11 protein-coding genes are annotated in these 14,666 nt (G+C 41.9%); 10 read left to right on the top strand and 1 reads right to left on the bottom strand.

What is annotated here, in order from left to right; all coding sequences use genetic code 11:
- Positions 1-103: 103 nt before the first annotated feature.
- On the top strand, positions 104-1,165 hold the full coding sequence (locus tag PHU20_RS13385; RefSeq protein WP_274825893.1) for an NAD(P)/FAD-dependent oxidoreductase: 1,062 nt from the start codon (positions 104-106) through the stop codon (positions 1,163-1,165).
- On the opposite strand, the gene PHU20_RS13380 is transcribed toward PHU20_RS13385, so the two are convergent.
- On the bottom strand, positions 1,134-1,538 hold the full coding sequence (locus PHU20_RS13380) for a DUF983 domain-containing protein (RefSeq protein WP_274825892.1): 405 nt from the start codon (positions 1,536-1,538) through the stop codon (positions 1,134-1,136). The two genes, PHU20_RS13385 and PHU20_RS13380, sit on opposite strands and share 32 nt — an antisense overlap.
- 64 nt (positions 1,539-1,602) lie before the next feature.
- Here PHU20_RS13380 and PHU20_RS13375 point away from each other — a divergent pair, with 64 nt between their 5' ends.
- From PHU20_RS13375 to PHU20_RS13335, 9 genes are all read left to right on the top strand, one after another.
- Positions 1,603-3,519 (top strand): ABC-F family ATP-binding cassette domain-containing protein, encoded by a 1,917-nt coding sequence (locus PHU20_RS13375; protein ID WP_274825891.1) that lies wholly within the window; start codon positions 1,603-1,605, stop codon positions 3,517-3,519.
- Positions 3,520-3,691: 172 nt separating this feature from the next.
- Positions 3,692-4,570 (top strand): leucine-rich repeat domain-containing protein, encoded by an 879-nt coding sequence (locus PHU20_RS13370; RefSeq protein ID WP_274825890.1) that lies wholly within the window; start codon positions 3,692-3,694, stop codon positions 4,568-4,570.
- Positions 4,571-4,814: 244 nt separating this feature from the next.
- Positions 4,815-5,201: a MarR family winged helix-turn-helix transcriptional regulator gene (locus PHU20_RS13365; RefSeq protein ID WP_274825889.1), complete on the top strand. Its 387-nt coding sequence runs from the start codon at positions 4,815-4,817 to the stop codon at positions 5,199-5,201.
- A gap of 9 nt (positions 5,202-5,210) precedes the next feature.
- On the top strand, positions 5,211-6,353 hold the full coding sequence (locus PHU20_RS13360; protein ID WP_274825888.1) for an efflux RND transporter periplasmic adaptor subunit: 1,143 nt from the start codon (positions 5,211-5,213) through the stop codon (positions 6,351-6,353).
- Positions 6,353-9,601 (top strand): efflux RND transporter permease subunit, encoded by a 3,249-nt coding sequence (locus PHU20_RS13355; protein ID WP_274825887.1) that lies wholly within the window; start codon positions 6,353-6,355, stop codon positions 9,599-9,601. Before PHU20_RS13360 ends, PHU20_RS13355 begins: the two co-directional genes overlap by 1 nt.
- Positions 9,602-9,671: 70 nt before the next feature.
- The gene (locus PHU20_RS13350; RefSeq protein ID WP_274826339.1) at positions 9,672-11,024 is read left to right on the top strand and encodes a TolC family protein; all 1,353 of its coding nucleotides are present in this window, start codon (positions 9,672-9,674) and stop codon (positions 11,022-11,024) included.
- A gap of 4 nt (positions 11,025-11,028) precedes the next feature.
- Positions 11,029-11,211 (top strand): CPXCG motif-containing cysteine-rich protein, encoded by a 183-nt coding sequence (locus PHU20_RS13345; protein WP_274825886.1) that lies wholly within the window; start codon positions 11,029-11,031, stop codon positions 11,209-11,211.
- A gap of 336 nt (positions 11,212-11,547) precedes the next feature.
- On the top strand, positions 11,548-12,768 hold the full coding sequence (locus PHU20_RS13340) for a TolB-like translocation protein (RefSeq protein WP_274825885.1): 1,221 nt from the start codon (positions 11,548-11,550) through the stop codon (positions 12,766-12,768).
- Between the two features lie 156 nt (positions 12,769-12,924).
- Positions 12,925-14,604 (top strand): PorP/SprF family type IX secretion system membrane protein, encoded by a 1,680-nt coding sequence (locus tag PHU20_RS13335; protein WP_274825884.1) that lies wholly within the window; start codon positions 12,925-12,927, stop codon positions 14,602-14,604.
- Positions 14,605-14,666 lie beyond the last annotated feature (62 nt).

The raw sequence follows: 14,666 nt of genomic DNA, 5'->3' as shown, positions 1-14,666 counted from the left end.
TTTATTCCAATTCAATTTATAAAATAAAAACCCTGACGATTTCGTCAGGGTTTTTTGTTTACCGGAAGAATGTGTATTTGGCAAGATTGTATACTTTTATGGCATGATAGATTATTTGGTTGTTGGCCTGGGATTGGCAGGGGTTTCATTCTGTGAGCGGTTAGCGCTGGACAAGAAAAGTTATAAGGTCGTTTCCGATCGTTCCCAGTCCTCATCCCTTGTCGCTGGGGGGTTGTATAATCCAGTAGTACTGAAGCGATTTACATTGGCTTGGAATGCGGATGGACAATTGGAGAAGGCCATCCCGTTTTATAAGCGCCTCGAGGGGAAATTCGGTACGCAGTTGGATTATAAGGTTCCTGTTTTCAGGAAGTTTGCCTCTGTCGAAGAGCAAAATATGTGGTTTGAGGCCGCTGATAAAAAAAAGCTCGGTAAATTTCTTGATGGTACCGTTGTCGAAAACACTTATGAAGGTATTGATGCGCCCTTTGGGTATGGGCAAGTATTACATACGGGCCGAATAGATGTGAGTACATTGGTTTCCTTATATGGAGCCGACCTCCTTCAAAAAGAAAAGCTGTTGGAGGAAACATTTGATTTTGACCAACTACAGGTGCATACAGACACCATACGGTATAAGGAAATTACAGCGAGGAAGATTGTTTTCGCCGAAGGTTTCGGACTTAAAAACAATCCATATTTCAATTACCTGCCTTTACAGGGTAATAAAGGGGAGCTTTTGACGATAAAAGCCCCGGCTTTGAAGTTAGACACGATCATCAAATCCTCGGTTTTCATAATTCCTTTGGGTAAAGACCTTTATAGGGTCGGCGCCACTTATGAAAGGTCGGAAAAATCCAATGAACCCACACAAAAGGCCAGACAGGAATTGCAGACCAAATTGCATACGTTTTTAAAATGTGATTATGAAATCGTTGGTCAGGAGGCCGGGATAAGGCCAACGGTTGCGGATAGGAGGCCATTGGTCGGCGTTCATCCTAATTACGGCCACCTGTATGTGTTGAACGGGTTTGGGTCGCGTGGAGTCCTTATAGCACCTACCGTATCGGAGCAACTGTACAGGCATATAGAACATGGGGAAACATTACCCCCTGAAATAGACGTACATCGATTTATAAAGCGGTATGCTGCGAAGGTTTCTTAGCGGCATTGGGATCGTAATGAACAAAAAAGTTGATCCATATATTTCGTGATAACCGTATGATAACGGGCAAAAAAACGATCATTGTGACTACGATGGCAATAAAGGAAGTCAGCAGGGAAGTACCAATGAACAAAAAGGAGATCACAAAGGCTGCAACGGCAAAGGCCACACCTACGGCGTAACTTACGTACATGGCTCCGTAAAAAAAGGAGGGTTCGATCTTGTATTTAGTATTGCAGTGCGAACAGCGCTCATGCATTTTGAACAATTCCCCCAATTTATATGGGTTTTCTTCCAAATACATGCTTTCACTCTGACATTTAGGACAAGTTCCTGTTAAAATGCTGTAGAGTTTGTTTCCTTTTTTTAACATTTGCAAAAGTTTTCACGAAATTACGGTATTTGTAATTTTTTTAAAGTAACCTAGGTCACAAAATATGCTAAACGTCCATAATCTTTCAGTCTCTTTCGGAGGTGAATATTTATTTGAGGAAATATCCTTCAGACTAAATGCGGGTGATCGGGTCGGCCTTATCGGAAAAAACGGGGCCGGGAAATCAACGCTTTTGAAATTATTGTCCAAGGACATGCCTTTAGATTCGGGGACCATAGCCACCGAAAAGAACTTGAAAATCGGGTTTTTAAGGCAGGATATAGATTTTAAGCAAGGTAGGACCGTTTTGGAGGAGGCTTATCATGCCTTTGAGGAAATCAAGGCCTTGGAGCGTAAGTTGGAACATGTGAATCAACAACTCGCGGAACGAACGGACTATGAGAGTGAGGAATATCATCAATTAATGGTAGATCTCAATGACTTTACACATCATTATGAAATCATTGGTGGGTATAATTATCAAGGGGAGACAGAGAAAATATTGCTGGGCCTCGGTTTTAAGCGGGAAGACTTTGAAAAGAAAACCGAAACATTTTCAGGAGGGTGGCGAATGCGGATCGAATTGGCCAAATTATTGTTGCAAACGAATGATGTATTGTTGCTCGATGAGCCTACCAACCATTTGGACATTGAATCGATCATATGGTTAGAGCAGTTCTTGACCAATTACGCAGGGGCCGTTGTCATTGTTTCCCACGATAAGATGTTTTTGGACAATGTGACGAATCGGACCATTGAAATTTCTTTAGGGCGCATCTATGACTACGGTAAACCCTATACCGAATTTTTAAAGTTGAGGGGCGAAATCAAGGAGCAACAACTCAATGCGCAAAAAAACCAGGAAAAGGAGATTCAACAGGCAGAACGCCTCATCGAAAAATTCCGGGCAAAATCTACGAAGGCCTCAATGGCGCAATCCTTGATAAAGAAACTGGATAAGATGGAAAGGATCGAGGTGGATCAGGATGATAATGCCGTAATGAACCTACGGTTCCCCATTTCGATCACACCGGGTAAAGTGGTAGCTGAAATAGAGGACCTATCAAAAAACTATGGCGATAATTTGGTGCTCAACGCTATTGACCTACTTATAGAACGCGATAGTAAAACCGCATTTGTAGGGCAAAATGGACAAGGGAAATCCACCTTGGCCAAAATTATGGTGGGAGAGATTGGGTACGAAGGAAAGTGCAAATTGGGGCATAATGTCCAGATCGGTTATTTTGCACAAAACCAGGCGGAGTACCTTGATGGCCGTAAAACGGTTTTGGACACCATGATCGATGCAGCCAACGAGTCCAATAGAAGTAAGGTGCGCGATATTCTGGGTTCTTTCCTGTTTCGGGGGGAAGAGGTAGACAAATATGTGAAAGTGCTTTCCGGGGGGGAACGCAATAGGTTGGCTTTGGCGAAAATGCTTTTACAACCTTTCAATGTATTGGTGATGGATGAACCTACCAACCACCTCGATATCCAATCCAAGAATGTGCTTAAAAAGGCCTTGCAGAACTTTGAGGGCACCCTGATCCTGGTTTCCCATGACAGGGATTTTCTTCAAGGGTTGACCAATAAGGTCTATGAATTCCGCGACAGAAAGATCAAAGAATATTTAGGGGATATCGACTTTTATCTGGAACAAAGAAAAGTGGCCGATTTTAGGGCCATTGAAAAGGAAAAGGGAAATGCTTCCAAAAAAGTGAAGGTAGATAAGCCCACCAATTCTTTCCAAGACCAAAAGAAATTAAAGGCCTTGAAGAATAAATTGAGTTCTGTGGAAAGCAAAATCGCCCGCTTGGAAAAAGAATTGAAAACCATAGACCAGGAGCTGCTCTTGAACTACGACGCCACTATAGCCAAACCGGGTTTCTTCGATAAGTACGAAGGAAAAAAGCAAGATTTGGAAAAATTCATGGAACAATGGACGGAAATCACCATTGATATGGAGAATCTTGAGGGGTAATTCGGAAATTTTCCGATTCCAATATTTCCTTCACCACACATAATCGAACTTTCACAACATTGTGGTGCCGTTTAACGATAAAAATTGTAGTTTAATCTTGTTCAATAGTATATTTGTAGGGTAATTCTTAATTGAACGAGATTGTATTTGTTCATAAATAATTAATTGCAATATGAAAAGGATATTATGTTTGGTTTTGATGGTTATTATGGCCAATACAGTTATGCTTGCTAAGGTCGATTCTGAGGAAAAGCAGGCCTTGTTGGATCTCTACCATAATACCAATGGCCCGTCATGGAAAGTAACTTGGGATTTAGAAGCCGAATGTGTTACATGGCATGGCGTAGAAGTCGTGGATGGACACGTGGTAGGGCTCGATTTGTTCCATAATAATTTGTCGGGCACCTTGCCCAATAGCATTGGACAACTTGTTCACCTAAAGAAATTGAACTTGGCATTCAATACGATTACAGGAACCTTGCCCACTAGCTTGGGGCTTTTGAAGGAACTAAGGGTATTGAAACTTGAAATGAACCGTTTAAAAGGAACTTTACCAAATACCATCGGAATGATGGGCGAATTGGAAGAATTTTCCATATTCAATAATTTCATATCAGGAAGTATCCCTGAATCGATTGGGGGGCTTAAGAACCTCAAGGTTTTGAACCTCTCAAGCAATAATATTAAAGGCGAAATCCCTAAATCTTTAGGGGATTTGACAAAATTGGAAAGTTTGGGGCTGTTCGAAAACGGATTGATCGGTAATATCCCCAACGAAATCGGCAACCTTACCAAATTGAAGGAACTCGTTTTGGCAAATAACGAGTTGGGAGGGGCAATCCCATCCGAATTCGGACAATTGGCCAGCTTGGAGGTATTTCAAATCCAAAACAATAATTTCAATTCCTTTGATAATTTAGGAATGATGGATACACAAGGGTTATTGGTCTTTGACTATGATAAGGATGATTCCCGTATGGATTTCAAAGACATAAACTTCAGTAAAACAAGAATGGCGGACACCAAGTTCGAGGATGTCGAAGAAGAGTAGTTAGTGATTCATAATTTTAGTTAGTTTGGTTAAAAGGGATGCAACAGCATCCCTTTTTGTTTGTAAAGCTCTTTTTAGTGCTATTGGTAATAAGGACATTGTGATAATTTTAACATTGGTTGCATCTGCAACCAAAAGCGATTTTTGTTAGTTTCGTCCGGTGCAATCCAAAGAAGTATATATCGATTTCGATAATTCAATCATACCTTGGTTAGGAAAAACCTCAAAGTTTGTAGATCATTACTTGCATTTACGACTTGTACATCACGGGTTGGACTTAAGTAAGGAGCAGGTTGTAGTGTTGAAAAAATTACACGATCATGAGGGTGAAGGTCTAAATCAAAATGAGTTGGCATTTCTTACCAATAGGGATAAATCTTCGTTGGCCCGTTTGCTATCGAAAATGGAAAAGAAGAAGTGTATCAAAAGAATACAGCAGTTTGAGGATAAGCGGATCAACCATGTTATTTTGACCGATGAGGGGAAAAGGGTTTATAAAAAGGCTAAAAGGGCCTTGAAAGAACTTATTGAAGCCATGGAAATGGGTATTTCGGAAGAGGAGAAAAAACACTTGATCAAAATATTAAAAAAAGTTCAATTTAATTATAAGCAAGAAAGTCAAGTACAATAGCCAAACCATATGAGAAAAACAATTTTAAGTATTTTGGGTGTTCTGATTATCGTGGCATCTGTTTTCATTGCAAAAATGATCATCGATAGTAAAAACAATGCGCGGCCCAAAGTTGAAAAAGTGGTGAAAACCGTTTTTACCGAAAAGGTAAGCAATGGTGTGGTACCGATTGTGGTCCCGGCCAATGGGAACCTGAAGGCCAAGAACCGTTTGGAACTGTATGCCGAAGTACAGGGCGTTTTTCTAGGGGGGAGCAAACTTTTTCGTCCGGGGCAACGGTATAGTGCAGGGGAAAACATCATACGTATAGATGCCTCCGAATATTTGGCCAATGTGCAATCGGCGAAAAGCAACCTATACAATGAACTTACTTCGATCATGCCCGATCTGCGACTCGATTATCCGGAAGTATTCCCGAAGTGGCAAGCCTATCTCAGGGATTTCGATATGGAGAAAACCACTCCAAAGCTTCCCGAAATGACCAGCGAAAAGGAAAAATTCTTTATCTCGGGCAGGGGTATTTTGACCACTTATTACAATGTGAAGAATTTGGAACAACGGCTTTCCAAATATAATATTTCCGCTCCTTTCAATGGGATACTTACCGATGCCTTGGTAACCGAGGGGACCCTTATCCGTTCCGGTCAAAAACTGGGGGAGTTCATTAATACCGATGTTTATGAGCTGGAGGTTGCCATCAGCAAAAAATTCAGTGATTTACTCGAGTTAGGGGAGCACGTAGCCCTTTCCAACTTGGATAAGACCAAAAGTTATACGGGTAAAGTTGCCCGGATCAATGGTAGTGTCGATCAAGAAACACAGACCATAAAGGCGTATATCGAGGTGCGTGACACAGGCTTAAGGGAAGGGATGTATTTAGAGGCCAATCTGGATGCCAAGGAAGAAACCAATGCCATAGAAATAGATAGGAACCTATTGTTGGAAAACAATCGCATATTCGTTGTCCGTGATTCCTTGTTGGATATGATCGATGTTGAACCCGTGTATTTTTCAACAAAAAAAGTGGTGGTGAAAAATGTACCTGATGGAATGACCATTTTAAGTAAACCCGTCGTCGGGGCGTATACAGGTATGTTGGTAAGACAATACCAGGATAAAGAAGTAGGGTTGTCAACTAATTCGGCGAACTAATGAGAAACATCATATCTTACTTCATAAAGTACCACGTTGCGGTACACGTATTTATTTTTGCGTTTGCCATATTCGGGCTTATAGGGGCACTTTCCTTAAAGTCATCCTTTTTCCCGCTTTCCGATTCCAAAAACATTTCGATCAATATAACTTATCCAGGGGCTTCACCCCAAGAGGTGGAAGAGGGCATTGTGCTCAAGATCGAGGACAACCTTAAGGGGCTCGAAGGTGTTGACAGGGTTACTTCCGTTTCCCAGGAAAATAGTGGCAATATCAATGTTGAGATCGAAAAGGGGCGCGATATCGATTTTATGCTCCTAGAGGTGAAAAATGCCGTAGACCGGGTGCCGACCTTTCCTACGGGTATGGAACCTTTGATCGTTTCCAAATTGGAAGAGGTTCGGCAGACGATTAATTTTGCCATAAGCGGGGATAACATTCCCTTGGCTACCTTGAAACAGATTGGGAGACAAATAGAGAATGATCTTAGGGCCATAGACGGCATTTCCCAGATTGCCATTTCAGGGTATCCGGAGGAAGAGATTGAAATTGCGGTTAATGAGAACAATCTTTTGGCCTATAACCTGTCTTTCGATGAAGTGGCCCAAGCGGTGAATAATGCCAATATCCTTGTTACCGGTGGTAATATCAAAACAAGTGCCGAGGAGTATCTGATACGTGCCAATAATAGGTCGTATTATGGTGATGAGCTATCCAATATCGTGGTGAAGTCCGATCCCAGCGGGCAAACGGTGCGTCTAAAGGATGTGGCCATTATCCGGGACCGGTTTTCTGAAACCCCCAATGCCACCTATTTCAATGGCAATATGGCCATCAATGTCTCGATTACCAGTACAAATACCGAAGATTTGCTCAGTTCGGCCGATAAGGTCAAATCATATGTGTCGAGTTTTAACCAACAACACAATAATGTTCGCTTGGATGTGGTAAGTGATCAATCAAAGACCTTGAACCAACGAACCCAGTTGCTTACCGAAAACGCCATAATGGGTATGATCTTGGTGCTTATATTCCTGTCACTGTTCTTAAATACAAGGTTGGCTTTTTGGGTAGCTTTCGGATTGCCGATCTCTTTCCTTGGCATGTTCATTTTCGCAGGTTTTTTCGATGTGACCATCAATGTGCTGTCGTTGTTCGGTATGATCATCGTTATCGGTATCCTGGTTGATGACGGTATCGTCATCGCGGAGAATATTTATCAACATTACGAAAGGGGGAAATCGCCATTGGCAGCAGCCATTGATGGGACCATGGAGGTTATTCCTCCAATCGTTTCGGCTATTATCACCACGATTTTGGCCTTCTCCATATTCTTGTTTTTGGATGGGCGGATCGGCGAATTTTTCAGTGAGGTCTCCGTTATCGTTATTCTGACCCTGTTGGTTTCCTTGGTCGAAGCATTGTTGATACTTCCGGCGCATTTGGCACACTCCAAAGCCCTACAGCCGGCAGACAATAAAGAAAAAACGGGAATGGCCAAAGCTTTTGCCCGTCTTAGGGGGATCAATCGGGCCGGTGACAAGTTCATGAAATGGATGCGGGATCGGTTGTACGGTCCAACCCTTCAGTTCGTAATGCAACATAAACTCTTTTCCTTCGGTGTTTTTATCATGCTGTTGGTCCTTACCATAGGGTCGATAGGCGGGGGTGTCATCCGCACTTCATTTTTCCCTCGTATCGCCAGTGATCGGGTACAGGTAGATTTATTGATGCCCAATGGGACGAATGAGAAGGTGACCGATTCGATAATTTCGTTGATTGAGGAAAAAGCCGAGATCGTAAATCAGGAATTGACCGATAAATACTTGAAAGGTACGGGCAAGGTGCTCTATGAGAATGTCATTAAACAATTGGGACCTGGGTCGTCAGCGGCTACCCTGACCTTGAATTTATTGCCCGGGGAAGAGCGCCCAGACGAAATTGTTTCGGATTTGGTGACCAACCGACTCAGGGAGTTGGTAGGCCCGGTAATAGGTGTTGAGAGTTTGATCTATGGTTCGGGGGGCAATTTTGGAGGAACCCCGGTCTCGGTATCCTTATTGGGAAATAACATTGAAGAATTAAAGGCGGCGAAAAATGAATTGAAAACGATAATGTTGAGTAATTCCGCCTTAAAGGATATTGAGGATAACGATCCTGCTGGGATAAAGGAAATACGGTTGGAACTTAAGGAAAATGCCTATTTGTTGGGATTGGATCTAAGAACGGTCATGAACCAGGTAAGGGCTGGGTTTTTTGGTTCCCAAGCGCAACGTTTTCAACGGGGTCAGGATGAAATTCGGGTATGGGTCCGTTATGATCGGAAAAACCGTTCCTCTATCGCCGATTTGGATGAAATGAGGATACAGACCCCATCTGGGGACCGGGTGCCCTTAAAAGAAATTGCCAATTACTCCATTGAAAGGGGAGATGTGGCCATAAATCGTTTGGAAGGTAGGCGCGAGATCCAAATTTCAGCGGACCTAAAAGATGAGAAGGAAACCAGTGCTACCGATGTCATGACCGAAATAAAGGAGGATATTATGCCTGCGATACAATCGAAATATCCTACGGTGACACCTTCTTATGAGGGGCAGAACCGGGAAGTGAACAAAACCATGAGTTCGTTGAAAGGGGTAGGTGTGGCCGTCATACTCCTGATCTATATAACGATTGCCTTTACCTTTAGAAGTTTTAGTCAACCTTTGATGTTGATCTTATTGGTGCCCTTTAGTATCACCGCCGTGGGGTGGGGGCATTGGATCCATGGATTTGCGGTAAACTTCCTTTCGATGTTGGGTGTCATTGCTTTGATAGGGATTATGGTCAATGACGGACTCGTGCTTATAGGAAAGTTCAATGGAAACCTTAGGGAAGGGATGAAATTTGACGAGGCCCTGATTGAAGCGGGAAAATCCAGGTTTAGGGCCATTTTCTTGACCTCGGTAACTACGATTGCCGGTTTGGCCCCTTTACTTTTGGAAAAAAGTAGGCAAGCACAATTTCTTAAGCCCATGGCGATATCCATCGCTTATGGGATTGCATTTGCTACCGTTTTGACCTTGTTGATGTTACCGTTGTTCCTTTCTTTCAGTAATAGGGTCAAGGTCGAAACCAAATGGTTGATCACAGGTACCCGTGTTTCCAAAGAAGAGGTTGAAAGAGCGATCAAGGAACAAAAGGAAGAGGCTCATTTGAGCGGAGGGCTTTCACAAGGCCATGAAGTAACCAACTTAGACAATGATTAGTTGCATTATGGGATATAAAGAATCGGAACGTATGTACAAGAAACTCCAATTAAAACTATGGTCGAATATTATGGGCTATAAAAGCGCCTTTCTCTTTATGGTGTTGGTACTTTTAGGGTTGAGTGCACGGTCCCAAGATAAAATGTTGACCAAGGAAGAGGCCATTGCACTTGCCTTGGAACATAATTATGGAATAAATGTGGCCAAAAATGATGTTGAGGTTGCAGGGAATAACAAAAGTGTGCTTAATTCGGGTTATTTGCCTACGCTTACCGGTTCGGCAAGTGCCGATTACGGTAGGGATGATTCGGTCATAGAATTTCCCGGACAGTACAATGATGATGGCAGCCCGAGGGAAGATGTTGAGCTCGATAAAGCAGAGGCCCAAGCATATTCTTCGGCACTGACCGCCAGTTATACGTTGTTCGATGGTCTGGGAAGATTGTACAATTATAAAAAATTGAAGGAGCAATATCAGTTGAGTGAATTGCAGGCGAGGGAAACCATTGAAAACACCATAGTACAATTGTTCAGCGTTTATTATGAGATTGCACGGCTTACAGAGAATGAGTTCGTATTGGAGAAAACGCTCGATATTTCCAAGGATCGTTTTAGGCGTTCCGAGTATGCCTTTGAGTACGGACAAAGTACCAAATTGGATATACTCAATGCACAAGTCGATATTACCAATGATAGTATCAATGTGTTGAATACACGGCAAGAATTGTCGAATGCAAAACGGGATCTTAACGTGCTTTTGAGCCAAGATCTAACCATGCTCTACTCGGTCGATACCTTGGTTACCTTTATTCCGAAGCTTAAACTGGAAGAGTTCGTTGAACAGGCAAAATTCAATAATGTTTCCTTGTTGCAGGCAGAAAGGAACCTTGCCATAAACGCTTACGATATCAAAGTACAGAAATCGGGCTATCTCCCTGAAATCGATTTAAGTGGTTCCTATGGATGGAACTTGAGCCAAAGTGCGGCATCTGCTTTTTTCCCGGGAACCAATACCAATAATTTCAGTTTTGATCTTGGGGCCAGTCTTTCCTGGGATTTGTTCGATGGGGGTAGTACTACCGTACAGGTGAAGAACGCGAAAATAGCCCATAAGAACCAGGAATTATTGAAAAAGCAAATCGAAATCGAAGTTGATCGGGATATTCGGAATGCCATGGCCGATTATGAAAATAAATTGGTGATTTTCGGCATTCAAGAACAAAATGTCATTACCAATCAAAATAATTTTGAACGCTCCAGGGAGCAATTCCAGTTAGGGAGGATAACATCCATAGAATTCAGACAGGCCCAGATAAATTTATTGAATGCCCAGACCAATAAGAATTTGGCAAAATACGAGGCCAAATTGGCCGAACTTCAATTACTACAGCTTACCGGGCAATTGTTGAACGTAGCACTTTAGGACAATGCACGAGCATTTTTTCCAATGTCCGTATTGCTGGGAAGAAATATCGATGTTATTGGATGCCTCGATATCGGAACAAACCTATATAGAGGATTGCGAAGTATGTTGTAACCCAATGGAAATCAGCGCAATGTTCAAGGCCAATGAATTGATCGCTTTTGAGGTGCGTAGTTTGGAACAGTAAAAGAAGATTGTTTCTTGATCAGGTTCCCTGGGGTATTCGTGAATTACCGATTTTGTGGGTAGGGACCATAGCCATTTATCATTGGAAAATCATATTAAATACCCCTTGGGTCATGCTTCCGTAGCGCTATGTAGAGGAGAATAGGTAGGGGCTACAGATCGACGATTGGTATCATCTGTTTTTTAGAAAAGCAAAAAATCCTGTCAACCAGTCCAAAAAAATCGTTGAATTACCACATTTAGGACCTGAAATGCCAAAACCTGTGAATTATTACTAGTACAAGGTGAGTTGTTATTGGTGAACTTTGAACCCATAAGAACCCAATATCTTATCACTATGAAAAATACTATAACCTACAGCGTGGCATTTGCCCTGATTATTTCACTGTTCTGTTGTCCGTTGAATGCACAACAGCTGAGTAGCCCTAAAGAAGGAATTTCCGATAGTTACGTCAAAAATAAACGTGTTAAGGATTATTTGGAGTTGAGGAAACTCGGGTACGAGGAAAAAGCAATTTTTCAGGACCTTGGTAATGCCCATTTTTTAGCTGAGAATTTCGAGACGGCGCTTTTTTGGTACGAGAGATTAAAAGCGGTTAGTGCTGCGGATGACTTGAGTGAAGGATTCCAAAAGCGATATGACTACGCACTGGTAAAAACAGCCGGTTCAGGGTCTGTGGTGTCTATGGACGAGGAAGATTGGCTTGCGAGCATAAAGGCCGATTACGGGGTCGACAAACCAAAAAAGTCCTACAACCGTAAATTCAAACCTTTGGATTCCCCATTTGAATTTGAGCAAAAATTGTTGGGGGATTATGATAAGGAGCTTAAAGGGGAAAATGGCTACAACGCCCCGGTTTCCCTTACGGCCGATGGAAATACGGCATATTTCAGTAAGTCGGTTTATGTAAAACCTCCTATTGGTCTGTTCTCAAAAAAGGAAATGGTGCATAAGATCTATAAGGCCGAGAAAAAAAATGGTAAATGGGGGAATATAAGGGAAGTATCCTTATGTCCAAAATATTATTCCGCATTGCACCCCGCGGTTTCTTATGATGGTAAACGATTGTTCTTTACATCGGATATGCCCGGTAGCTATGGTAATTATGATATTTATGTCGCTGACATCGGTGAGGACGGTTCTTTGGGGGTAGCAAAGAATTTGGGAGGCAAGGTGAATACCAAGAAAAATGAGATGTATCCTAAAATCATAGGAGGAAACACGCTGTTTTTTGCGTCGAACGGACGTAAAGGCTTGGGCGGATTGGATGTTTATATGACACAGGTTAATGACGCCAGTGTGGGGCTCGCAGTTAATTTAGGGGATACCCTCAATAGCCGTGAAGATGATTACGCAATACGGTTTATGCCCGAAAAAAGCATGGCTTATATTGTCTCCAGTAGAGGCCATAACGAAGGTGATTTACATCAAGTCGCATTTTCATATGATCAGCCAGGGCCTTATATACCTGAAGAGAATACCGCATACAATGTCTTACAGGCCATAAACAATGACGCTAAAATGGACTATAGTTCATCGGTTTTTGAAGATGAGTGATAGGTGAAAGCGTATTTGCATTGGTAGATCACGAATGAAATCTTAAAAATATAACAGGATTATTTGAACGAAGCGCCATAGAGGGTTTTAATACCAAGTAGAACGTAATGGTATTGAAAAAAGGAGCTCCAAAGTATCATATAAAATTTCGCAAAGATGAGTTACAAAACTACACAAAAAGAGGGGACAAGATTGCTGATGGTAATTTGTATTATGTTTAGTGTCTTTGCCTCATTCGCACAGGAAGAAACTTCGGGCCTTAGTTCCCGAAGTGCATACCACAATCAATTGTTCTTTAACCGGTTTTTGATCAATCCGACATTTTCGTTGGTTCGGGAGAACAAATCGTACCTGAATATTTTGCACAGGAACCAATATGCCACTTATGCAGATAATAGCCAGAACTATTTCGTGGGGTTCAGTAACAAGTTGAATAAGAACACTGCCTTGGGTATTAGCGTATATAGTCAATGGGAGGGAGTCGTACAGGAATTCGGTTTTAACGCAAACTACGCCACTGCCGTACGCTTGGGCACTAAAAGTAAACTTACCTTCGGCACGAACATTTCGTATTACAATGAAGGACTTGATCAAAACAGGATCGTTACCAATGAGGATGACCCCGAGGTTCTGGAAGCTGGCAAAGAGAGTAAGATCGCCATTCAACCAGGGGTTACCCTTTCTGTTGGAAGTTTTGATTTTGGATTGTACGCCGAGGATTTGTTCAAATTCAATCAAACAACAAATGAGTTTATTACCCAGTTGAACGACAAGAGTATAAAAGCTTCGGTACAATATACCCACGCTTTTGGTACAAATAGGGGCTTGTTCAAAAATGCCCGTTTAATGCCAATGGTCCAAGTTGGCCGAAATGAGGATGATTCCGTTTCTTATTTGGGTTCCCTATTGTTGGATATGCCGAATTACGGGTGGTTTCAGACTTCTTTGGATGATGTATACGGATTATCAATGGGGCTAGGTTTCAATATCAATAAAAAAATGTCTATCGGTTATTTAATGGAAAAGGATATAAATCAGGAAGATGCCGATCTCGGTTTCAACCATGAGGTGACCTTGGCCTATACCTTTAAGGATAGCGATGAAAATAAAAGGGGAAATGCGGATACATCGGTAGATGATAGGATAGACCGTATTGTAAGGAATTATGAAGAGCAGATACTGGCCTTAAAGGAAGAAAATCAGCAAAATAAAGCGAAAAAGAAAACACACCCCGTAGCACCTAAAATTACCGGGGATGTGGATAGGGATGACCTTGCTTATCAAAACCGTTTGATATTGGATGAACTTATTTTAAGACAAGATTCCCTGGAAAAGGCCCGTAATAATGAATTTGAAAGGCGATTTGAGACCATTGTCCGGGTATTGCGCAATGACCTGAAGAAGAATGTAAAATCAAATGGGGATGAATTCGCGAACGGTGGCCGAACCATGGTAGCTGCCAATGATAAAAAAGAAGGGGCATCCAAAACGATGAATGATCAGGAGCGTATGGATTATGTTAAGCTGCCCATAAAGGTTTTGGGACAATCGGATATCATAGGGGTCGACTCCGGTTATTATGTCATCGTCAATGTTTACAAAAATAAAAGGTATATGAGTGCTTTTGTGGACAAGCTTAAACACCAAGGATTGGATGCGAAGCAATTCTATAATAAATCGAACGGACTTTATTATGTTTATTTGGCCGATTATAATTACAAAAAAGATGCCCAAACAGCGATTGTTTCAAACTTTGAAGGTGAATATAACGATGAAAAATGGATCATGCAGGTCCAAAACAGTTCAGCAACCGCCGCAAACCTATATAATGACTAGGTGTCCTAAAGTCATACTCGGGATAGAGAACCTTAAAGGCATTTATAAATACCTTATGTGAT

The sequence above is a fragment of the Maribacter polysaccharolyticus genome, assembly GCF_028882255.1.
Lineage (GTDB): Bacteria > Bacteroidota > Bacteroidia > Flavobacteriales > Flavobacteriaceae > Maribacter_A > Maribacter_A polysaccharolyticus.
This window is presented reverse-complemented; position numbering and strand designations above follow the sequence as displayed.